Consider the following 21896-nt stretch of genomic DNA (forward strand, 5'->3'; position numbering starts at 1 on the left):
AATAATCTTCTGGAGTGTGCTCATGCCCAGCGTCGACGTAGTCATTCCGAACTATCAGTTCGGGCGCTTCCTGCCCGGCTGTATCAAAAGTGTGCTGTCGCAGGATGTAGAGAATTTGCGCGTGCTCGTCATAGACAACGCGTCGACTGATAACAGCCTCGAGGTAGCCCGTGCTTTAGCGGCCGCCGATCCGCGGATCCAAGTTATCGCCCATCCGGTCAATGTCGGGCTTATGGCCTCCATGAACGAAGGCATCGACCAGGCGAGAGCGGATTACTTTATGATACTTTGTTCCGACGATATTCTTGTGCCCGACAGTCTGTCACGTGCCATCTCTATAATGGAGAAACATCCTACACTAACCGTCGCGCAAGGGGGGGCACAAATCCTTAATGTCGAGGGTGCTCTGCCGACCGAGTTGACCGCTGCAGAGCCGCCGGCTTGGACAATTATTTCTGGATCAGAATATATAGAGGATGTCTGCCGCCGCCCCTTGCAACGGCCGGTCGGGTTCATATTGGTACGAACGGTCGCGCAGAAACGTGCAGGCTATTACATCAGGGAATTGCCGTTCACCAATGACCTTGAGATGCTGATGCGGCTGGCCAGTATCGGGGATGTTGCTGAGACAAATACTATTCAGGGAATCCGAAGGGAGCACAGGAGCAATATTTCGAGCGCTTACTGGCAGGACTTCAAGCTTAGACTGGATTCCGTGTATATGGCCATCGAGACCTTCTTATCGTCCTACAGCATGGTCAAAAACCAATCAGGCAAGTTGCTTATGCTCGCGCGAGTGAGTTTGGCCTGTGATGCCTACTGGTCGGCCGTATCACATCTGATCCGGGGTAGGTATCGTGAGGCCTTTGGTCTGTTCAAGTTCGCCTTCAGCCTGTCGCCGCATTTGGCAGTCCTCCCTCCCGTTGCTCATCTTTTCAGGAGAAAGGATGTTCTCTCTCGGATCCGAGTGGTATTCTCCGAGGTATTTGAACGGGCTGATAAGAGAGGTCGTGCCGCCTCGTATGGACCAAGTATTAGTGCAGCGGACCAGAGTGCCAACCGCAAGCATTGCACAAAAACAGAGACTTGAAGTACCCCGCGTGAATCTTGCCAGGCGCAACGCGCTTTTAAAGAGATCCGGCAGACAGAAATCGGAGAATCTTTCACTTCCTCTGCGTCCCGCTCGGATAGTCTGACAAACCGGGTGAAGGTCATGCCGTCCAATAGGCTAGGGATTGAACACCGTCTAAAGGTCATGCCGTCCAAATAGGCTAGAGAATGAACACCGTCTAAAGCGGTAACGAGAGCTTCCACTCAACCGTATGAGCAAATTGCGCCCAGCGTACGCAATCCCCACTATCCCGAATTTCGAAGTGGGGTAGGGAGGCCCGTGTGCCGTGTCGTTTCGTCTTGCAATCGCTGCGGCCTGCCTGCTCGCAACAGCTGCGCCTGCATCCGCCGATTTCCTCTGGGGCATCAATGGCCATCCAATAGTTTCCTATCCGGGCATCCCGGTCGAAAGGCAACTCGATTTCATCAAGGATCTCGGCCTCAAATCGTACCGGGTCAACGTCACGGCAGAGGACCAGGTAGATAGCCTTGCCCACCTTGTCGAAGCGGGAAAGACGAGAGGGATCGAGATCCTGCCCCTCATCACGCCCGGAGTCGACCTGGACAAGGACAACCCGGACGAGCTCTACGGGAATGCCCGGAGACTGGCGGTCACCCTCGGCACCAGGTTCAAGAACGACATTCGGGTTTGGGAACTCGGTAACGAGATGGAGAACTATGCCATCATCAAGCCCTGTGAGAAACGCGACGACGGCTCGCAATATCCATGTGGATGGGGGCCGGCAGGAGGAATGGGAACGCTCGACTACTTCGGCCCGCGCTGGGTGAAGGTGAGCGCCGTCCTCAAAGGCCTGTCCGACGGCATGACAGAGGTCGACCCGGGGATCAGGAAGGCTTTGGGCACCGCCGGATGGGGCCACACCGGCGCGTTCGCGCGGATGAAGCACGACGGGATCGCCTGGGATATCTCGGTCTGGCACATGTACGGCGAAGATCCAGAATGGGCTTTCCGCGAAATTTCTGGTTATGGCAAGCCGATCTGGGTCACCGAATTCAACAATCCTTCCGGAAGTCAGCGCAGCGAGCGGCAGCAGGCCGACGGTATCAAGCAGGCAATGACGCGGCTTCGCGAACTCAAGGAGAAGTACAAGGTCGAGGCCGCACACATCTACGAACTGCTCGATGAGACCTACTGGGCCCCGAGCTTCGAAGCCAATATGGGGTTGGTGAGGCTCGTGGGTCCCTCCGATGGCAAATGGGTGACCGGTGAACCGAAGCCTGCCTACAAGACGGTACGGGACTTCACCCGCGGTCCTTTGCCGCTGACCAAGCCGCATCGGGACTGCGACACCGAGACCATGGCTGCAGACCAGTCCACGCAGGTGCGGCAGGCAAGTTTCGTCTACTGCCTCATCCTTGGCCACAAGGGCGACACGGCCAGCGTGAATCAATGGTCGGCGGCACTTGAAAGCGGAGACACCAAACTCGCCGACATGATCATGGAAATGATGCGCTCGGACGAATACGAAACCAGATATGCCACGATCGGCCTAACGGACCGCGACTATGTCGGTTTTTTGTATTTGCTGCTTCTGAACCATCCCGCGGACGGTTACGGACTGGAAAGCTACACCCGCCAGTTGCGTGCGGGTTCCATGACGCGTGAGGCCGTGGCCTTCGGAATCATCACTTCGGCGGAGTTCAAATCCAGGCACGCCGCCATCCGCGAAACCTCCACGGTGCCGAACCCTGAGTGAGCAGAGCCAATGGGCGCCATACGTGAGCCACGGGAGGTCGCGGCCTTGCCACGACCGCAAGGCGAGGCAGCGGCAACCGCCGGCGGCAGGGAACCGGGCATCGCCATCTTGGGCCTGTTCGGCTGCGGCAACCTTGGCAATGACGGCTCGCCCGAATCCATGCTCTGTTCCTCAAGGAGAAGCAACCCAACGCGCGGATCGCGAGAGGAGAGGGGATCGCCGGCCTTCTCGACTGCATTTTCCTGAAAATCCCCCGCAAGGTGATGGATTTCCTCCGTGCAGTCCGGCACATCCGCAAGGCGAAAGTCATAGTCGTGCCTGGAACGGGAATCCTTGACTATTTCGGCGACCGCCCGTTGGGCATGCCCTTCGACGTCTTCAAATGGTGCCTTGCAGCGCATCTCGCGGAACGCGCATTGCTTTTGTCAGTGTAGGTGCCGGGCCGGTGGGACATCGCGTCAGCCGATGGCTGATAACAAGCGCGGCCCGCATGCCGGACTACCGGAGCTACAGGGACACTGCCTCGAGGGAATTCATGGCAAGCGTCGGCGTCGACACCAGCCGGGAGTCGATGGATCCCGATCTCGCTTTCACGCTGCCCGTTCCGCAATCTGCCAATGCCGACCCTTCACACCCGCTCACGGTCGGTGTCGGCGTAATGAACTACCGCGGCTGGTGCGGTTTCGAGGAGCGCGGGCTGGGCATCTCTGAATCTTATTTGCCAAAGTAGCGATATTCGTCACCTACCTCCTGGCCAGCGGCTACAATGTCCGCCCTCGCACAGGCGACGAAGGTGATACTCCCGCGGTCGAGGCGGTCCTGGCGGCCCTGGGCGAAACTGATACCCAAGGGCTTTCGTGCCCACCCGTCCATTCCCTTCGCGACGTCTTCGGCCAACTCGCCCTGACCGATCTCGTGGTGGCGATCCGCTTCCAGTATTGTGGCCGCCCTGATGGCGGGAAAGCCCCTGATATCACTGGGCTATGCGCTGAAGAACGACCAATTGCCCGGTCAGAGCGGTTCCGTCAGAATCTTGCCAGCGCGTCGAAAGCTTCGATGTCGAAATCTTGATCAGGCAGTGGCTTGTGGCGCATCGGGAAAGAACATGCGCGCAGGGTCCGTAACAGCGTCGAAAAATTCAGGGAGAGCCTCGAAGTCCAGCACGAATTCCTGCTCTCGACCATCCTTTGACGGAAAAGCCGTCGAAAGGACTAGGGGCTCACCGCCCGAAAGAGGTAGCCGACGGTAAGGCTTCGTCCAACGGGGCATCCTGATCGCCCATTGGCGTTCTCCCCCACTCCTCTCAGCCCACGTAGCCTCTGCGTGATCATATCCGCCCGAGAAGAGGTGTGCGATGAAAGTCATAGTAACCGGTCATCAAGGCTATATCGGCTCGGTGATGGTGACGATGCTGCTCCGTGCTGGGCATTCGGTAACAGGCTACGATAGCGACCTGTACCGGCGCTGCACCTTTGCTTGGGGAGGAGAGCAGGCTTCCGTCCCGTCCATCCAAAAGGACGTCAGGGACGTGCAAGCGCGCGACCTCGAAGGATTCGACGCCGTCATTCACCTGGCGGCTCTTTCCAACGACCCGCTGTCCGACTTCGATCCAGACATCACCTACGAGATCAATCACAAGGGTAGCGTCCGCTTCGCGAAGGCGGCCAAGGAGGCGGGCGTGTCGCGCTTCCTCTTCGCGTCATCGTGCAGCAATTACGGACAGGCGGGCGACGGAATGGTCGACGAAACGGGCGAGCTCAAGCCGGTTACGCCCTACGGCTGGTCCAAGGTGCTTTCCGAACGGGATATTTCCGAACTGGCCGACAGCAGCTTCTCTCCGACCTATTTCCGGCCCGCCACGGCCTACGGGCTGTCGCCCCGGCTCCGCTTCGACATTGTGCTGAACAATCTTGTCGCCTGGGCCGTTACCAGAGGGGTGATCCTCCTGAAATCCGACGGGACACCGTGGCGGCCGATCGTCCACATCGAGGACATTTCCAGGGCGTTTATTGCCGGACTGGAAGCACCGCGCGAGATCATTCACAACGAAGCCTTCAATGTGGGTCGGACGGATCACAATTACAGGATCCGCGATATAGCCAAGATCGTCGCCGAGGTCGTGCCGGGCTGCCGACTCGAATTCGCGTCCGATGCTGGACCCGACAAACGATCCTATCGCGTCAGCTTCGACAAAATTGCGCGTACCCTGCCTGCCTTCAAACCGCAATGGGATGCGCGTAAGGGTGCCGAGCAGCTTTACCAAGCTTACCGCAAGTCGAATGTTACTCTCGAGGAATTCGAGGGGCCCCGCTTCCAGCGCATCGGCCATATCCGGTACCTTTTGGCCAACGGACTTTTAGTCGGGCGCATGCGGGTCGCTGAACGTTCGACAACGCTGGATGTCGCAGCCGAGTAATGGGAATGGAACACCTGAACCCCTACGGACTCGGGCCGCCGCCGTCTTCTTTCGGCGTTGGCCAGGAAATCTATGCCTTGGTCGAACGTCTCTTTCCGATCTGCAGGAGCATCACCGGAGATGGGGTGCGACAAACGTTGGATATCCTATCGGGACACGTTGATTTGGAAAGGCACGAAGTGCCCACCGGGACGCAGGTGCTCGACTGGACTGTTCCGAGGGAGTGGAACATCCGCTCGGCGAGCATCACAGGCCCGGACGGGAAAACGGTCGTGGATTTCGCCGACTCCAACTTGCACGTCGTCAACTACAGCGTACCCTTCAAGGGAGTCCTGCCGCTCGACGAACTGCGGCCGCACATCCATACGCTGCCTGAACAGCCAGAGGTGATCCCATACCGCACCTGCTATTACGCCCCGGCATGGGGCTTCTGCGTGGCCTACGAATGTGTCGCCAAGATGCCCGACGGCCTCTATCGGGTGGAGATCGATGCTGAACTCAAGGACGGCAGTCTCACTTACGGCGAATACCTGCACTGCGGGCAGACGGAGCGGGAATTCTTTCTTTCGGCACACATCTGCCACCCGTCACTGGCCAACGACAACTGTTCAGGCCTGGCCCTGCTGGCAACCCTTGCTAGAAGCCTGAAGGCAAGGAAAACAAGATACAGCTACCGCTTCCTGTTCGCTCCGGGTACGATCGGCTCCATTGCATGGCTGTCGCTCAACGAGGACCGGACACATCTGATCGACCACGGTTTGGTGCTGTCATGCGTTGGCGATGCCGCTAGCCCGGCATACAAGCGCAGTCGTCAAGGCGACGCCTTCATCGACCGTGCCATGGCCCATGTGCTCGGGCAGGAAGCAGGGGCAAAGTTGATGGATTTCTCCCCTTACGGCTATGACGAGAGGCAATATTGTTCGCCGGGCTTCAATCTTCCAGTCGGCATGTTTCAGCGAAGCGTCCACGGCACCTTCCCCGAATACCACACGTCGGCCGACAATCTCGACTTCATCGGCCCGGAGCACCTGGAAGACTCCTTCCGGATTCTGACGGATGTGATCGACATCGTCGAAGGGGACTGGACGCCTTCGAACCTTTTTCCCAAGGGCGAACCACAGCTCGGCAGACGCGGCCTCTACGCAGCCCTGGGAGGGCAGAAGTCTTCGGGAGCAACCTCGATGTCCCTGCTTTGGGTGCTCAATCTCGCCGACGGACAGCATTCGCTTCTTTCGATGGCGGAGTGCTCGGGTCTGCCATTCAGGGAATTGGCCGCCGCCGCGAGATTACTGTCAGATCACGGTCTCCTGGCCGAGGGGCCCGCATGAGCGCTGTTGAACCTTTCGCTTCCAGTCTTTCGGTTCATTAGGGGACCGGCTTCTTGACCAGCGGCCACGTCCTGTCCTTCTCCGACATCGCGGTCGGCATCAAAGGCCAGTTTATCGAAATGGCGGGGTCGCTGTAGCGGACGCCTTTCGATGCGTGGGGTGTATAGAACTGCGATATGAGATACGAGACCTCGGCGTCCTTCGTCAGGGTCTGGAGCCCGTGGGCGAACCCGGCAGGGATGTAGACCTGTTTCATGTTTTCGGGCGTCAACTCGAAGCTCAGCCAGCTGTGCCGCGTCGGCGAGTTCAGGCGCAAGTCCACGACGACATCAAAAATCGCGCCGCGGACACAGGAGACAAGCTTTACCTCGGCATACGGATCCTCTTGATAATGCAGCCCCCGGAGGGTTCCCTTTTCGACCGAATGAGCGCGGCTGTGCTGGACAAAGCGCGTCACCAGCCCGCAATCAGCCATTTCTTTTTCGCAGAACAGGCGGGTGAAGGAACCGCGGTCGTCAATCACCGGCGTCGGCTCGATCAGCCAGACACCCTTCAGCTCCGTTTCGGTAAACTGCATGTCAACCTTAGCCCCAGTTGCCGGGTAAGGGCCGGCAGTCCAATTGTTGGCATCGCCCGCTCGGGCTGGAAGAGCTACCTAAGTCTTAGGTGGCTTCTCCGATAGCGGTATGCCGGGCCGGTCGCTTACCCGATCGAGGGTCTTGGCGGCTTCACTGCCCCTACGGTTTGCCTATTAGGATTAAGGCAACCCAACGGATTGGCAAATCGAACCCGCGCGCGCACCGTCCTAAGCTGCCGCTGCCATAAAAGAAGCACCTCCTGCGGAGTGCGGCGGCAAAGGTTCTTGGTCAGGCCAATGCGTCTCCGTCTTTTCAAACCGGCGGGACAGGAGCACGGAATGAACATTCAGGCTGTCGAAATCGTTCGCGACCATAACGGGGCACGCCGGACTGCCAGCTGCAGACTTTGCGGATCGCGCCTGTGCCACACAGTAGTTGATCTAGGCATGTCGCCTCCTTGCGAGGGCTTCCTGCGGCCGGACCAGCTCGACCAGATGGAACTCTATTACCCGCTCAAAGTACTGGTCTGCGACAGCTGCTACCTGGTGCAACTCAAGGAGTACATGAGCCCCGAGACCATCTTCAGCGAATATGCCTACTTCTCTTCTTTCTCGACAAGTTGGGTAGCCCACTCGAAAGCCTATTGCGAGGCGATCACGAAGCGGCTTGGGCTTGGAACTCACAGCTTTGCGGTGGAACTGGCAAGCAACGACGGTTACCTGCTGCAGCACTTCCTGCCGCTCGGCGTTCCCGTGCTTGGCGTCGAGCCGGCGGCCAACGTTGCGCGCGCTGCGGTCGAGAAGGGCGTGCCTACCCGAGTCGACTTTTTTGGAGCGCGGCTGGCAAATGAAATGGCGGCCGAAGGGCTTCACGCCGATCTCATCATTGGCAACAACGTCCTGGCGCAGGTGCCGAACCTCAACGACTTCGTCGCGGGAATGAAAATCCTTCTCAAACCAGAGGGCGTAATCACTCTCGAGTTCCCGCACATCGAGCGGCTGATGGCCGAGAACCAGTTCGATACCATCTACCACGAGCATTTTTCATATTTCTCGCTGCTGACGATCGATCTGATGGCGGCCCGCCACCGGTTGCGGCTCATTGATGTCGAGGAACTGCCCACCCATGGCGGCTCGCTGCGTGTTTATCTCGCCAACGAGGGCAGCAGCTGGGCCGTGGATCACAATGTCGGCGAACTCCTCGACCGTGAAAAGAGGCACGGGCTGACTGTAATGACGACCTACACCTCCTTCGGCTACAAGGCGCAGCGCGCGAAGCGAGATCTCCTAGCGTTCCTGATTTCGGCTAAAAACGAAGGCAAGAGGATCTGCGGGTACGGCGCGCCTGGCAAGGGCAACACGCTGCTCAACTACTGCGCTATCGGCACCGACTTCCTCGATTTCACGGTGGACCGCAATCCATATAAGCACGGCCGCTTCACGCCGGGCATGCACATCCCAATCAAGCCCATCGACGCGATCGACCAGGCCAAGCCAGATTACATCCTAATCCTTCCGTGGAACCTGAAGGACGAGATCGTCCAGCAGATGCACCATGTCGCCGCTTGGGGCGCGAAATTCGTGGTGCCAATTCCTTTCGTGACAGTGATCGATTCATCGGAGTTACCAAGATGAAAGTCATCCTTTTCTGCGGAGGCCGCGGGACCCGGATCCGGGACTATTCCGAAAGCATACCGAAGCCGATGATTCCGCTCGGCCAGCAGCCGATCCTGCGCCACGTCATGCAGTGGTACAGCGATTACGGACACGACGAATTCGTCTTGTGCCTGGGCTACAAGGCAACCGTCATTAAGGATTTCTTTCTGAACACCCGGCCACAGACCTTTTCCGATTGCGTGGTCACCCATGGTGGCCAAGACGTGAAGCTGCTTGGCGACATCGTCAAGGACTGGAGCATTACCCTGCTCGACACGGGCATCTGGCGCAACATCGGAGAGCGCCTCTGGGCCGCGCGGGATCACGTCAGGAACGAGAGGATGTTCCTGGCCAACTACTCCGACGGCCTGACCGATGTCGACCTCGACGATATGATCGCGAAGTTCGAGGCCAGCGGCAAGATCGGCTGCTTCCTTGCCGTGCACGCGCCGCTGACATACCACTTGGCCGACATCGCGGAAGACGGCCGCGTGCGCGAGTTCCGCACGACGGAAACGTCGGAGATCTGGATCAATGGCGGCTACTTCGTATTCCGCCCCGAAATCTTCGACTACATACGCGACGGCGAGGAACTCGTTCTCGAACCCTTCGGACGACTCATCGCTGACAACAAGCTGATGGCGTACAAGCACGAAGGGTTCTGGCGTTCGATGGACACGCTGCGCGATTGGCAATCACTTGAAGACATGGTCGAAAAGGGCGACATGCCCTGGAATATGAAGGTCACCGCCGAGAAAAACAGGCGCAATGTGCTGCTGGCCGTATCATGAGGGGGCTTGGCCTCGCACGTCGCGGGGAGGAACTCTCGATCCTCTGCCTTGGTGCCCATTCCGACGACATCGAAATCGGTGCGGGAGGCACGATACTCGGCCTGATCGCGTCGGGCGTCAAACTAGACGTCCGCTGGTGCGTGCTGAGCGCAGGCGGTCGACGGGTCGCGGAAGCCAGGGCTTCGGCCGAAGCGTTCCTCGAAGGATCGAGCTCGTCCACGGTCGACGTTGCGGATTTCGAAGACAGCTACTTCCCTGCCCATAGCCGATCGATCAAGCAGTGGCTGACGGATGTAAGATCACGGGTTGATCCCGACGTGGTGTTAACCCACGCTAGGTTCGACGCCCATCAGGACCACCGGGAGGTTAACCAACTGACCTGGAACGTCTTCCGCGATCATCTAGTGCTCGAGTACGAGATCCCGAAATGGGATGGCGACCTTTGCCAGCCCAATGCCTACGTGCCGCTCACGGCCGACGTGCTGAAGCGCAAGATCGAGCTCCTCTACGAACATTTCGGGACGCAGCGCTCCAAGGACTGGTTCGACCGCGAGACATTCGCCGGGCTTGCGAGGTTGCGCGGAATGGAATGCCGAGCACCAGAGCATTTCGCCGAGGCCTTCACGCTCCGGAAGATCAAAATTCTTTAGCAGTTGGCCCATATTCTCCTGTGAATAAGGGTGGATCAACGAATTGATCGAGTGAAACAGCTTGTATTCACCGCCTGAGTTGAAGAAAAAGAATACATACATTAAATATAACGAATTTTTACTACCATTTTGAATTTGAGGGGTTCACATCAAAATGGGCAAAGCAAAAATAGCTTCTGGATTGTCGTTCAGCGAAGTCCGGATCGGAACGGTCGAGGGCGGAGAAGCCGGAGTTCTGGTGTGGAAACGCGACCAACTGGTGGCGGTCCTTACCCAGATCGACGAGGAAGTCTACTCCACGAAAGGCAAATGGTTTCTCGAGACGGGGTTCGGGCTGCTGAGCGGGCAGCACAAGAATTTCGACACGATCGAGGAGGCCATACGATGGGTTGGCAGACACACCTATCCCGAGCCTGCTTAGACTGCAGATTGAGCGGCCGATTCCGCGGCAGCAATTAACCCGACTTACGCTCAACTGGGCAAACTGACGATCGTGCCGAAGACCCATGACGGAGGCCCTTCGACTTCCGGGACCCAAGGCAGGCAGCATTATGCCTGGGTCACTCTTGAGCCAGAGTTCCTTCCGCGAGGAGATCGTTGACCTTGTAGGCGACTTCCGTGCGGTTGGTCGCCTTCAGCTTCTTCATGATATTTCGGATGTGGACCTTCACGGTGCTTTCGCGCAGATTCAGTTCGTAGGCGATGATCTTGTTCGCCTTGCCGCGCCGAAGCGCCTGGGCAACCTCGGCCTGCCTGAGCGTGAACATGCCTGTCAAAGGCTGCGTGTCGCGACTGCCCGAATCTATCAGGTGCCGCATGGAAAGGACACTGCTCGCTGGCACGAAGATGCCGCCCGCTGCCGCAAGGTTGATAGCCTCGACACAGACGTCGATACCGACTGAGGTCGGAATGTAGCCGCGTGCGCCGCATTCGAGAGCGGTCAGTATCTGTGCAAGCTCTTCGGTGTCGGCCAGGATGACCACAGGAACTGATTTGAACTCGGACGAAATATGACTGATCTCGTCTGCGATGCCATGATCGGTGACCTTCCGGCCGCCAAGGTTGAAGAGTATGGCTGCAAGGGGAAGGGCCGAACCCTTCTTCACGCGCCATTCGCCGATCGAACCCATGGCGACGACCTGCATGCCGAGATCGTGGTCCACGAGAGCCGATGCGAGACACTCGCGGTCTAAGGCTCTTCCGTCCAGGATGAGGAGACATTCCCTGCCTGCTTGCCCGCGGACGCTTTCCGTTCCGTCGGAAGGAACTCCTGACCGATTGGCCGAAGTGTAGTTATGCAGTTCTGCTGTGGAATCCATATCAATACCCACTCTTTCCCGAACAAGCCGCCTTGCGGCGGCCGATATAGTATCCTCATTCCCTAGCATTGAAGGTTTGATACCACGCCTTGTGAAAGGTCGAGGCTCGATTACCCCACTAAACCCTTTTGCAGTTCTCCGCCCTCAGCGAGACCAGCTTGGGAAGTGTAAGGTTTATTATTAAGCAGTCTCTAACATAGGTTGTCTTTTCATAATTTTCAGACAATCCCATGCCGAGCTGGACTGCAATCTGGCTGAAGACGCAGGCATGGACCGCCGCAGGCACTAGCGATCGACGTTCGACTGCCTGCTGGCGATGGCCAAGCGGCCCAACGCTTTAGCTCGAGAACGCTTGGTCTACCCGTACTATGTGGGCACTTGCAGATATTTCGGCAGCGCGCCGGTCCTCGCGACAGACCGTGTTGCCGTCGCGGCTGCCGCCGTCGAGACATACGCTCCCTGCCAGGTATGCGGCGCACGACCAGTTGTCCGCAAACGTCGTGTCTCCCAGCGGAAAATTTACTGATGGCCGATGCGCTGCCGCTCGAACAGAGATACCCGTTACCTGAGATACTCTTTATCGAATCCGGCTGTTTCAACCAGCTTCTTGCGGTTGATCACCTCTACATGGCCTGACTTGAAAGAGACGAGATCGGCCTTGCGAAGTTCCCTTAATGTTCGGTTGACGTGAACGGTGGTCATTCCAAGAATGTCGGCCAGTTCATTTTGGGTAAGGGGACAATCATATCTTCCATGGGCCGACAGCCCAACCATGGAGAGCCTCTCCTCCAACTCGAGCAGGAAATGGGCCGTGCGCCTCATCGCGTTCCGCCGCCCGGTATTCATAAGATGTTCGGCAAGGATGGCGTTCAGGCGGGCCAGGGAGTAGGCGATCTTCTTGCCGAGGCGGCCGTCCGACAAGATCGCCTCTACCAGTTCCTTACTGGAAATTTCATAAACGGCTAGTTCGGTTATGGCCGCCAGTGACGCTAGACGGGGTCCGTCCGCACCACGGAAACCGACAATGTCCCCCCTAAGAGGAGTGTCGATGATCTGCCGTTCTCCGTCCAGTAATCCCTGGTAAAGGATGGCCCAACCCGATTTTACGATGAATATCTCGCTGTTGTCGTCATCCTGGCGGCATATCACCGAATGGGGTTTGTAGATTTTTGCGGTAACACCGAGAAAATCGTCGTTCCCCCACTCGTTCTTTGACAATGTCCCCCCTATGGGATGAGAGCTTATGAACTGCAATAATGTTTGCATGGAGTATCACGAGGTTGCTTCTATTTCCCATCACCTTCCATGTAATCTCCATTATCTCCCGGATAATTTCGACAGAACGACCTCTTACCCTAGGGGCAGGCTGGCCCACTGTCCTCGTCTGTTTGAATGAGGTAAACTGTTGCAAGGGCGGTTAAGCCTCCGAGTATCCACCGTAAGGAGGAGTGCCTGCCGCGTCCTGCAGTTGCGGGATCTTAGGCTACGCCCTTTGGCTCTCTTGCCCGGAATACCCACCTGCCGAAAGATGAGCCGTCGGACAGCGTCCTGCGTGCGCACACCAGGGCCAAACCAAGCGGGAGGGCCGATCAACAATGCAGGTCTCTTTACCGGGCTTGCTGGTGTGCGCGGCTATTTTGGTCGTTGCCTACTATTCCAGGGGAATGCTGATCATAGGCCTGATAGCTTCCCAGGCGTTCGGCGCGACGGCCCTCATGACCCTGACCTTTTTAGGTGGATCATCTCCACTGATCTACACCATGTTTGCGGCCCTGCTCGTCATGGCGGTTACTGCAAGGCGTCGCATCTGGTTCGACCTTGGCAGCGTATTCGGAAGCATCCGCCCTGTTTGGGTTCTCACGAGCCTCATAGCGTACGCAATCATCGGAGCATGGCTGTTTCCAAGATTCTTCGCAGGACAGACCGCCGTCTTCGTACAGTCGAAAACCCGCGGCGCCGTCGTCGAAGCTTCTCTCGCGCCGGTTTCGGGCAACGTTTCCCAGACGGGCTACTTCATTCTTGGCGGGCTCACCGCCATCGCGCTTTGTGCGCTGCTGCTGCACTCCAACAGGATCGATCAGGTCCGCCGCGGCTTCTTTCTGTGGTGCGGTCTGCACACAGGCATGGGGCTGGTCGATTTCATTGGCAAGAACGCTGGGGCGGGAGATTTGCTCTCCCCGATCAGAACCGCGAACTACGCCCTTATAACGGAGGCGGTCGAGGCAGGATTCGTTCGGATCACGGGACCTTTTTCGGAGGCCTCTTCCTTCGCTGGCGTTTCCCTCGCCTGCTTGGCATTCTGCTACACGTACTGGAGAAAGACTAAATCACGCCTTGCCCAGTGGCTGGCAGGCGTCCTGCTCTTCCTGACCATTCTGTCGACATCATCGACCGCCTACGCTGGTCTGATTCTCCTGTGCATTCCGGTCGCCTTCTCGACGTTGCTTTCGGTCCTCAGGGGGAAGGTTCAGCGCGAGGAGATACTGATAACCGCGCTAATGGCCACAGGCGTGGTGGCCATAATAGGCATCAGCCTCTACAATGCCGAGCTCCTAGAACCGTTCGTCAAGCTAATAAACGCCACCATTATCAACAAGGCGGATTCTGCCTCCGGCGAGGAGCGCACCTACTGGAACATCAAGAGCCTGCAATCCTTCCTGGACACCAGTGGCCTTGGCGTCGGTTTCGGCAGTTCGAGGGCATCGAGCTGGCCGATCGCAGTTCTGTCCCAGCTTGGCGTCTTCGGATCGCTCCTGATGACCATCATGCTCGGTGTCGTCGTCCGCGGAATGGGCCGGGTACGCAAATGGGTGGACCCGGAGACCGATGCAGTCGTGACGAGCGTCAGAAACGCTTCCCTCGCCAGCATAGTTGCCGGCTCAGTGTCAGGTGGCGGCGCCGATCCAGGCATTCTCTTCTTCACCGCATTTGCCGTCGTTGCCGCCACGAGGACGCATGCTCGGCGCACCATGGCAGCAAAACGATCAAACTGGCTACTGATCAAGCATAGCGATCAACAAGCTCGCGACGGTGATGGCGAAGCGGTCTTGGCGGAGGCCTCCGGCCGAACTGTCGCGACGATCGGCGCCGGAAAGCGTGCAGGCACAAAACCTTTTGCGATGAGCGGCTTCGCAGCAGGCAGTGGCGGCGTCGTGTGGGACAGTAACCCGGGCGCCCCCAGGGACAAGCGTGCTACCAAAAAAGCAAAGCCGTCCCAGCCCCACCGGAAAGCTGCCTCGCGCACTGCCGAGGCAAGAATGCCGGAGTTCATCGCCCCTCAAATGTGCGAGACCCTGTCCCGACCCCCTGGTGGGCGCGATTGGGTCCACGAGATTAAGCTCGACGGCTATCGAATCCAGCTGCGTGTTCAAGCCGGCGCCGTCACGCTGAAGACGCGCAAAGGCCTGGATTGGACCTATAAGTTTGCGGCAATTGCAAAAGAGGCGTCAAGCCTTCCCGATGTCATCATCGATGGCGAGATCGTGGCGCATGGCGAAAACGGAGCGCCGGATTTTTCCGCCCTACAGGCCGCTTTGTCGCTGAGGAGAACCAATGACCTTGTCTTCTTTGCCTTTGACATGTTGTTCGATGACGCTGGCGAGTTGCGGCAAATGCCGCTCTCCGCCCGGAAGGAGCGCCTGAAACAGATGCTAAGCAATGTTCATCATGGGGAGGGCAGTCAGCTCGTCCGTTATGTGGAACACTTCGCAAATAGCGGTCATGCGGCCCTGCGAGTTGCGGGCATCATCTCGAAGAAGATCGATGCGGTGTACGTGTCGGGCAGAAGCGATGGCTGGGCGAAATCAAAATGTCGGTCTGGCCATGAAGTGATTATCGGGGGGTGGTCATCCACCAACGGCAAGTTTCGGTCGTTGTTGGTTGGCGTCAATCGCGGTGACCATTTCGCCTACATTGGCCGGGTAGGAACGGGCTACAGTAAGACGAAGGTCAAGCAGCTTCTCCCACGTCTAAAGGCTGCCAAGGATAAGACGTCGCCCTTCACCGGCAATGGAGCCCCAAAAGAAGATCCGGCCGTATTTTGGACCAGACCGGAACTTGTAGCAGAAATCGAAATGGCGGGCTGGACACGCGATGGCAATGTTAGGCAGGCTGCGTTCAAAGGTTTGCGCGACGACAAGTCAGCAAAAGACCTGGGAGCCGAGCGCCCCGCCTACGCCGGAACATCGAGGCGCCGAACCCTTAAAAAAGGCAAGTAGTTAAGCCGGCTGGCCGGCACAGGGCTCATGCATAGGAGACGTGCCTCATGGAAGATACCTGATTTGTTGGTTTGGATATTCACAAACAGCGGATTTCGATTGCGGTGGCGGAGAGTGGACGCTCCGGATCTCATGCGATCCGGGTTCTGATGAACGGCTTTTCCGTGGCTCTGTTTGGGCGCTCCAACTTGAGAGCGTAGTCATTGCCTCTATACTAAGGCCGCTACCAACACTTAGGCCTGCCTCAATCCGACGCCGGGAGTCCCCTGCGAGTTGAGGGAAGCGACTATTCAATTGCGAAGCATCGGGTGGCCGCAGGCGGACCGCGCCGGCAAGGGATGATCCAGGAGCTCTTGCCTTCTGTTGTCAGATCGGCTTCCTATTAGTTTGGCGGGACGTCACCTTTCGGCTCGGACAACTTTACGAGTCGGGCAGACATCGTTTGATGCTGTAAGTCACCGAGTTCGCCACCGCATCCGAGTAGCTGCGAAGCCGGCTGGGCTGACCACCACTTGCCTTTGTCGTGGTTGCAAAGGCAGCCAATTGGGCATTCGTTCCCTAGCGATCGTGCACGAGACGATCTCGCTGGTCAAAGTGGTAGGCGGAAAAAGGTTCCGAAACGCTAATCACTTGCGGTTGCAGTAGTATGGCCTGCTCGTGGAACGCAAAGCCTGCCCCGATTTCGTCCCGCGATGCGGATGCGACAATTAGAGATCAAGCCAAACGTCGCCTTGTGGGCAGCTGCAGCACGCCAGGACGTAGCCTGCCGATTTGTCCTCCAAGGTCAGCCCGCCTAGGTCATCCATGACGACTTCGCCGGACAGCTTGGCGATCCGGCACGTACCGCAAACTCCCTGCTGGCAGGCGGTCGGGACGTAGACGCCACATTGGCGCGCCGCTTCGAGCAAGGTCTCTCCAGGCGCGCAGTGATGCGCAATGCCGGAGCGGGCGAAGCGGACCGAAGACGAAATCTCTGAAGCCAGTACCGAACGCGAATTGTTGCCGCCTCCGAAGCTCTCCTCATGATACTGTGAAGGGGCGAGGCCGATCCCATCCAGGCAGCCGCGTGCCGCCTTCATGTAGGATTCCGGCCCACAGGCAAAGACGGTGCGGCTGTGGAGATCGGGAACCAGATTGAGAAGCATCTGACTGTTAATGCGTCCAGTTGGACCCGTCCAGGCTGGGTCTTCCCGACTGCAAATGCAAGTCACTTGAACATTGGGAAAGCGAGCGGCAAGTGCGTCCAGTTCTAGCCGAAAGATGATGTCGTCCGGCGTTCTCGCACTATGAATGAAGCGGATATCCTGGTCGGCTGCGCGGTCGGTAAGTGCCCGCAGCATAGACATGACGGGCGTTATCCCGCTGCCACCCGAAAGGAAAAGGGACTTTCCGTGCGGCAGATCGTCGAGATTGAACGAGCCGAGCGGCCCTTCGATCTCGATCCCATCGCCCGGCTTCAAATTGTCATGCAGCCAATTCGAAACGAGCCCGCCCGGCGTCCGTTTCACGGTGATCTGAAGGTCGAGCGGTCGCGTCGGCGGTGACGAAACGGAGTAGGAGCGCGTCACTGCGGCACCGTCGATCGTAAGGTGCACCAGAACATACTGGCCAGCGCTGAAGCAGAACATCCGATCTGAAACGGGTGTGAGAACGAATGTTTTCACATCGTGCGTTTCGTCGATCACGCGCCGGCAGAGCACAAGTTGCGGCGTGCTCTGGGCCCACTGCCGATGACGCTTCGTCGGGACGAAGCCGGAGGGCCCAAAGGCGGCGTATGCATTCATCATTCAACTCGGGTTTGAAGTCGAGCCAAGATGCCATTTCAAAACCCGCTTAACAGCCGCGCAATCCTACCTTTATGATCGGCAATTTCGATTAAACTTCCAGTGACATGACCGCCACCTGGAGAGCTCGGATGCCTTTACGAATAATGGGTTCGTGTTTGCGGCGCGCAAGTATCGCGGTATGGACTGGCTGGTGCAGCGTCGGCGCGCCCTCGACGAGGAACGATGGAAGTTCAGCTGTGAACCTGCGCGCATCATCGCTGCGCATGTAGCAGGTGCCGCCCGTTCGCCGCAGCATGATCTCCGCCAGAGTTTCCGATCCTGTCGAAAGCCGGCAGATCGCCAGTTGGGCCAGCAGTTCTGCGTGCGTCTTTTCCAGCACGGCGGTGTAGCCCGGGCGAATGTAGGTTTCAGGGTCGACGTCGGACAGCGTTCTGGCAGCCGTCGAAACCATCACATATTCCTCCACCATCAGATGTTCGTAGGCGATCTCAGGCAGGTAGCGAGGCGCATAAAGGACGGCGATATCCAGATTTCCCATGCTTAGGTCGCTGACCATCTGGTTCGAATAATCCGACTCGACATGGATCGAGGATCTTGGAAGCGCCTGGCACAATGTCTCGACCCATCCGGGCAGGACCGAGCGGGTCATGCCCACCTGTGCGGCGATGCGCAAGGTGCCCTCGAAACGGTTGAATGCTCGCACATCGTGTCGAGCTTGCGACCAGGTCGACAGCAGGGATCTGGCGTAGGCTTCGAACCGCCGTCCGGCGGCTGTCGGCTCAGCACCGGCGCGCCCGCGCTGGAAGAGCTCGGACCCGATCGCGCTCTCCAGATTCTTGATCCGGGTGCTGATCGTCGACTGGGTCAACCCCAGCCGATCGGCGGTACGATTGAAATTTCGCGACTCGATGATGTCGAGAAAGGTTTCGATGTGATCTAGCTGCACGCGACCTCCGATCGAAAAAGTCGATCATATTGCGCAGGATCATAAGCTTGATCAAACAATACTCAAGGCCGAAGCTGCACTCGGTGAAATCGGCCGGCAGATCGACCAGGCTGAAGCTACGGAGCTGAGCAACGTGTTCATAGTCGACTGCGATTGTCACAATTACTGGTCAAGCGCGACCGTGTTGGAGCCTTACCTTTCCGGCCTATGGAAGGACATGTTCGTCGAAGGCGAGAAGACAGGTCCCGTTGGCGCCTTCCCGCATGGCCATCGTCCCTGGTTTCATCCGCAGGACTTCTCCCGCAAGGACGTCCGTCCGAAGACGGAAGCCGACAACTATCTCATCATGAAGGAGAAGCACCTCGACAAGTACAACGTCGATGTGGCGATCCTGACTGGCGATGAGCCGATCGAGGCTTCCACTCTCGCCAATCCCTATTATGCCAGCGCCCTCGTCAGCGCCTATAATGACTACCAGATCGACCAATGGCTGCCGAAGGACGACCGCTTCATGGGCTCGATCATCATCGCGCCACAGGATCCGAAGCTCGCGGCCGCCGAGATACGCCGCCTGGGCAATCATCCGCGCATGGTTCAGGTTCTTGCCTCGCAAGGCTCCGTCAAGCCCTATGGCGATCCGTTTTACCATCCGATCTACGAAGCATGCGCCGAGGTGGGGCTGCCCTTTGCCATACATCTGGGCGGCCATGGCGGCGTGAATTCGACTGCGATCGCTCCTGCGCCGACGACATTCTTCTGGGAGACCCATGCTATCCTGCACATGTCGGCAATTTCGCATGTCGCAAGCATGATTGCGCATGGCGTCTTCGAAAAATGGCCGGACCTCTACTTCGTGGTCATCGAATGCGGCGTCGCCTGGGTGCCGTCGGTGCTGTGGCGCCTGGACGCAGATTACAAAGCCCTACGAAAAGAGACGCCATGGCTGAAGATGCTGCCTTCCGAATATTGCCGGCGCAACATCCGCTTTTCCACGCAGCCGCTGGAGCAGCCCGCAAATATTCAGCATCTCTGGTCCACTTTGGAAGCGATGGACGGGGAAAATACGCTGATGTTTGCCTCCGACTATCCGCATTGGGACTATGACGATGCCAACACGCTGCAACTCCCTCCCGCCTGGAAGAGCAAGATCATGGGCCTGAATGCGCTGGAGGTTTACAAGCGCATCCCCCGCGCGCAAGCGGCGAATGCCGCCTGAGGAAGCAGACAATGCCCGAGAAGACATATATCTGTCGCGTTGACGAGATCGAAACCGGATCTCCCTTTATTGCCAAAATCCGCAGCCTTTCGGTCGGCGTTTTCCGCATCGGAGATTCATTCCACGCGCTGCTGAACGTTTGTCCCCACCGTGGAGCTCCGCTTTGCGAGGGGCCGCAATGCGGAACAACTGCACCGGTCGAAGAGGCGCAATTCATCTATCACCGCGAAAACGAGATCGTGCGCTGCGCCTGGCATGGCTGGGAATTCGACATCAAATCAGGCGCGGCTTTGGTCGATCCGTCCGTTCGCGCGCGCACATTTCCAGTCACTGTCGAGGCGGGCAGCATCTATGTGACGGCCTGATTGAGGTGCGGATTTGAGCAGTCAGAAGAAAGGGTGATCGCAGCTAACAAGCAGATTTCTACACAGGGTGCGTGACGAACAATAACGCGGAAAATCCGCAATGGGAGAGTCAAATGTCAGAATCTGAATACAAGCTTGGTATCGCTCAAAGCCTGATTGGTCGCGGCAAGATTTCCCGTCGCGACTTCATTCATCTTGGGCTGGCCGCTGGGCTGACGCTCACCGCTGCGGACAAGCTCTTCGTCAGCACGGCACGAGCCGAACCGCTGCAGGGCGGCTTCGCCAAGCTCGGCATGGCACATGGCGCAACAACCGATTCGATCGATCCGGCCGGCTACCTGGATACGTTCACACAGACCGCGTTCTCGGGCTCGATGTCCAACAGCCTCACCGAGGTCGACGCGAAAGGCAACGTCCAACCGGACCTTGCCGAGAGCTTTGAATCGTCGGGCGGGGCCAAAACCTGGGTCTTCAAGCTACGCAAGGGCGCAACCTTCCACAATGGCAAGAATGTCACGGCGGACGACGTCGTGGCTTCGCTGCGCTATCATATGGGCGACGAAACCAAATCGGCGGCGAAGCCGCTGCTTGAGCCCGTCGCAAGCATCAAGGCGGATGGCCCGGAGACGGTTGTCTTCACGTTGAAGAGCGGCAACGCCGATTTCCCCTACATCATGAGTGACTACCATCTGGTCATCATGCCGTCCAAGGACGGCAAGGCGGATTGGGGATCGGGCGTTCGCACCGGAGCTTTCGTGCTCGAGAATTTCCAGCCCGGCGTTTCGGCCAAACTCAAGCGCAATCCGAACTATTTCAAGAACGGCAAACCCTATCTCGACGAGGTGGAGTTCATCGCCATCACCGATCTCGCCGCCCGCATGGCCGCGCTGTCGACAGGGGAGGTGGACTATATTGGCCGCGCCGACCTCAAGACCCTCGGCATGTTGAAACGCAATCCCAAGGTGGAGATCGTCGAGGTCACCGGCTATGGCCACTATACCTTACCGATGAATGTCACGATGGCGCCGTTCGACAATCCAGACGTCCGAATGGCTTTGAAATGGGCGATCAACCGTCAGGAGATCGTCGACAAAATCTTTCTCGGTCACGCCACCGTGGCCAACGACAACCCGATCGCGCCGGCGATCAAATTCGCCACCAATCCGCAGCCGCAGCACAGTTTCGATCCGGAAAAAGCCAAGCATTACCTGAAAAAGGCAGGAATGGAAAAACTGAAGGTGGACCTCTCGGTCGCCGATGCCGCTTTTGCAGGCGCGGTGGATGCGGCTGCGCTCATCCGCGAGACGGCAGCCCAGTGCGGCATCGACGTAAACGTCGTGCGTGAGGCCGAGGACGCCTACTGGGACAATGTCTGGCTCAAGAAACCTTGGTGCGCTTCGTATTGGAGCGGTCGCGCGACAGCCGACTGGATGTTCACGCAAGCCTTTGCCGCAGACTCCAGCTGGAACGAGTCGTTCTGGAAGAATCCCCGCTTCAACGAATTGCTTGTCCAGGCGCGCGCCGAAACGGACGAGGCCAAGCGGGCGGCAATGTATGCCGAGATGCAGCAACTGACCCATGATGATGGCGGCAGCATCGTGCTGGTCTTCAACAATTTCGTCAGCGCCAAATCCAGCAAGCTCGCACATGGCGAGGTGGCGCCGAACTGGGAGAACGATGGACTGAAGATGGCCGAACGCTGGTGGATTGCCACTGCGTGAAAGTGCGGGCCGGACCCGCGATGGCTATTAGGCTCCGGCTTGCAACCGCGTGCCCTGACTGGTGTGGCAGGGCGGCGGC

General features: G+C 58.1%; 18 protein-coding genes. 13 read left to right on the forward strand and 5 right to left on the reverse strand.

What is annotated here, in order from left to right; translation table 11 throughout:
• Window positions 1-22: 22 nt before the first annotated feature.
• From NKH42_RS26615 to NKH42_RS26635, 5 genes are all read left to right on the forward strand, one after another.
• On the forward strand, window positions 23-1090 hold the full coding sequence (locus NKH42_RS26615; protein WP_352507546.1) for a glycosyltransferase family 2 protein: 1068 nt from the start codon (window positions 23-25) through the stop codon (window positions 1088-1090).
• Window positions 1091-1397: 307 nt separating this feature from the next.
• Window positions 1398-2828 (forward strand): DUF4214 domain-containing protein, encoded by a 1431-nt coding sequence (locus NKH42_RS26620; RefSeq protein ID WP_352507547.1) that lies wholly within the window; start codon window positions 1398-1400, stop codon window positions 2826-2828.
• A 382-nt stretch (window positions 2829-3210) separates the two neighbouring features.
• Window positions 3211-3558 carry a polysaccharide pyruvyl transferase family protein gene (locus NKH42_RS26625; protein ID WP_352507548.1) on the forward strand — a complete coding sequence of 116 codons (348 nt, stop codon included), beginning with the start codon at window positions 3211-3213 and terminating at the stop codon, window positions 3556-3558.
• 624 nt (window positions 3559-4182) lie between these two features.
• The gene (locus NKH42_RS26630) at window positions 4183-5244 is read left to right on the forward strand and encodes an NAD-dependent epimerase/dehydratase family protein (RefSeq protein WP_352507549.1); all 1062 of its coding nucleotides are present in this window, start codon (window positions 4183-4185) and stop codon (window positions 5242-5244) included.
• Window positions 5245-5249: 5 nt separating this feature from the next.
• On the forward strand, window positions 5250-6572 hold the full coding sequence (locus tag NKH42_RS26635) for a DUF4910 domain-containing protein (RefSeq protein WP_352507551.1): 1323 nt from the start codon (window positions 5250-5252) through the stop codon (window positions 6570-6572).
• A 37-nt stretch (window positions 6573-6609) separates the two neighbouring features.
• Here the strand turns inward: NKH42_RS26635 and rfbC are convergent, their stop codons facing one another.
• Entirely contained in the window at window positions 6610-7149 is a 540-nt protein-coding gene (gene rfbC / locus NKH42_RS26640; RefSeq protein WP_352507552.1) for a dTDP-4-dehydrorhamnose 3,5-epimerase, read from the reverse strand.
• A 339-nt stretch (window positions 7150-7488) separates the two neighbouring features.
• Between rfbC and NKH42_RS26645 the strand changes: the two genes are divergently transcribed.
• The 4 genes from NKH42_RS26645 to NKH42_RS26660 all read left to right on the forward strand — a co-directional run bounded on the left by NKH42_RS26645 (window position 7489) and on the right by NKH42_RS26660 (window position 10667).
• Window positions 7489-8784: a methyltransferase domain-containing protein gene (locus NKH42_RS26645; protein WP_352753239.1), complete on the forward strand. Its 1296-nt coding sequence runs from the start codon at window positions 7489-7491 to the stop codon at window positions 8782-8784.
• A complete protein-coding gene (locus tag NKH42_RS26650) occupies window positions 8781-9596 on the forward strand; it encodes a sugar phosphate nucleotidyltransferase (RefSeq protein ID WP_352507553.1) in 816 nt (271 codons plus the stop codon). Before NKH42_RS26645 ends, NKH42_RS26650 begins: the two co-directional genes overlap by 4 nt.
• Window positions 9593-10246: a PIG-L deacetylase family protein gene (locus tag NKH42_RS26655; RefSeq protein ID WP_352507554.1), complete on the forward strand. Its 654-nt coding sequence runs from the start codon at window positions 9593-9595 to the stop codon at window positions 10244-10246. Before NKH42_RS26650 ends, NKH42_RS26655 begins: the two co-directional genes overlap by 4 nt.
• Before the next feature lie 154 nt (window positions 10247-10400).
• Complete coding sequence (locus NKH42_RS26660; RefSeq protein ID WP_352507555.1) at window positions 10401-10667, forward strand: hypothetical protein; 267 nt, start codon at window positions 10401-10403, stop codon at window positions 10665-10667.
• Window positions 10668-10806: 139 nt separating this feature from the next.
• Here the strand turns inward: NKH42_RS26660 and NKH42_RS26665 are convergent, their stop codons facing one another.
• Window positions 10807-11565 (reverse strand): LuxR C-terminal-related transcriptional regulator, encoded by a 759-nt coding sequence (locus NKH42_RS26665; RefSeq protein WP_352507591.1) that lies wholly within the window; start codon window positions 11563-11565, stop codon window positions 10807-10809.
• 561 nt (window positions 11566-12126) lie between these two features.
• The gene (locus NKH42_RS26670) at window positions 12127-12783 is read right to left on the reverse strand and encodes a Crp/Fnr family transcriptional regulator (RefSeq protein ID WP_352507556.1); all 657 of its coding nucleotides are present in this window, start codon (window positions 12781-12783) and stop codon (window positions 12127-12129) included.
• A 377-nt stretch (window positions 12784-13160) separates the two neighbouring features.
• On the opposite strand from NKH42_RS26670, the gene ligD reads away from it, so the two are divergent.
• Window positions 13161-15782: a non-homologous end-joining DNA ligase gene (gene ligD, locus NKH42_RS26675; protein ID WP_352754404.1), complete on the forward strand. Its 2622-nt coding sequence runs from the start codon at window positions 13161-13163 to the stop codon at window positions 15780-15782.
• A 707-nt stretch (window positions 15783-16489) separates the two neighbouring features.
• Here ligD and NKH42_RS26680 read toward each other — a convergent pair.
• Together NKH42_RS26680 and NKH42_RS26685 are read right to left on the reverse strand one after the other, a co-directional pair.
• Window positions 16490-17446, reverse strand: coding sequence for an FAD-binding oxidoreductase (locus NKH42_RS26680; RefSeq protein ID WP_352752403.1), 957 nt, complete (start codon window positions 17444-17446; stop codon window positions 16490-16492).
• A gap of 211 nt (window positions 17447-17657) precedes the next feature.
• Complete coding sequence (locus tag NKH42_RS26685; RefSeq protein ID WP_352705746.1) at window positions 17658-18515, reverse strand: LysR family transcriptional regulator; 858 nt, start codon at window positions 18513-18515, stop codon at window positions 17658-17660.
• 133 nt (window positions 18516-18648) lie between these two features.
• On the opposite strand from NKH42_RS26685, the gene NKH42_RS26690 reads away from it, so the two are divergent.
• From NKH42_RS26690 to NKH42_RS26700, 3 genes are all read left to right on the forward strand, one after another.
• Entirely contained in the window at window positions 18649-19731 is a 1083-nt protein-coding gene (locus NKH42_RS26690) for an amidohydrolase family protein (protein WP_352752401.1), read from the forward strand.
• An 11-nt stretch (window positions 19732-19742) separates the two neighbouring features.
• A complete protein-coding gene (locus NKH42_RS26695; protein ID WP_292653661.1) occupies window positions 19743-20096 on the forward strand; it encodes a Rieske (2Fe-2S) protein in 354 nt (117 codons plus the stop codon).
• A gap of 113 nt (window positions 20097-20209) precedes the next feature.
• Complete coding sequence (locus NKH42_RS26700) at window positions 20210-21817, forward strand: ABC transporter substrate-binding protein (RefSeq protein ID WP_352752400.1); 1608 nt, start codon at window positions 20210-20212, stop codon at window positions 21815-21817.
• Window positions 21818-21896 lie beyond the last annotated feature (79 nt).

The sequence above is a fragment of the Mesorhizobium sp. M1142 genome (genome assembly GCF_040318565.1).
GTDB lineage: Bacteria > Pseudomonadota > Alphaproteobacteria > Rhizobiales > Rhizobiaceae > Mesorhizobium.

Coding starts and splice junctions, on each gene's coding strand:
- NKH42_RS26615 (WP_352507546.1), top strand. CDS start 23: ATGCCCAGCGTCGACGTAGTCATTCCGAACTATCAGTTCGGGCGCTTC.
- NKH42_RS26625 (WP_352507548.1), top strand. CDS start 3,211: ATGGTGCCTTGCAGCGCATCTCGCGGAACGCGCATTGCTTTTGTCAGT.
- NKH42_RS26630 (WP_352507549.1), top strand. CDS start 4,183: ATGAAAGTCATAGTAACCGGTCATCAAGGCTATATCGGCTCGGTGATG.
- NKH42_RS26635 (WP_352507551.1), top strand. CDS start 5,250: ATGGAACACCTGAACCCCTACGGACTCGGGCCGCCGCCGTCTTCTTTC.
- rfbC (WP_352507552.1), bottom strand. CDS start 7,149: ATGCAGTTTACCGAAACGGAGCTGAAGGGTGTCTGGCTGATCGAGCCG.
- NKH42_RS26645 (WP_352753239.1), top strand. CDS start 7,489: ATGAACATTCAGGCTGTCGAAATCGTTCGCGACCATAACGGGGCACGC.
- NKH42_RS26650 (WP_352507553.1), top strand. CDS start 8,781: ATGAAAGTCATCCTTTTCTGCGGAGGCCGCGGGACCCGGATCCGGGAC.
- NKH42_RS26655 (WP_352507554.1), top strand. CDS start 9,593: ATGAGGGGGCTTGGCCTCGCACGTCGCGGGGAGGAACTCTCGATCCTC.
- NKH42_RS26660 (WP_352507555.1), top strand. CDS start 10,401: ATGGGCAAAGCAAAAATAGCTTCTGGATTGTCGTTCAGCGAAGTCCGG.
- NKH42_RS26665 (WP_352507591.1), bottom strand. CDS start 11,565: ATGGATTCCACAGCAGAACTGCATAACTACACTTCGGCCAATCGGTCA.
- ligD (WP_352754404.1), top strand. CDS start 13,161: ATGCAGGTCTCTTTACCGGGCTTGCTGGTGTGCGCGGCTATTTTGGTC.
- NKH42_RS26695 (WP_292653661.1), top strand. CDS start 19,743: ATGCCCGAGAAGACATATATCTGTCGCGTTGACGAGATCGAAACCGGA.
- NKH42_RS26700 (WP_352752400.1), top strand. CDS start 20,210: ATGTCAGAATCTGAATACAAGCTTGGTATCGCTCAAAGCCTGATTGGT.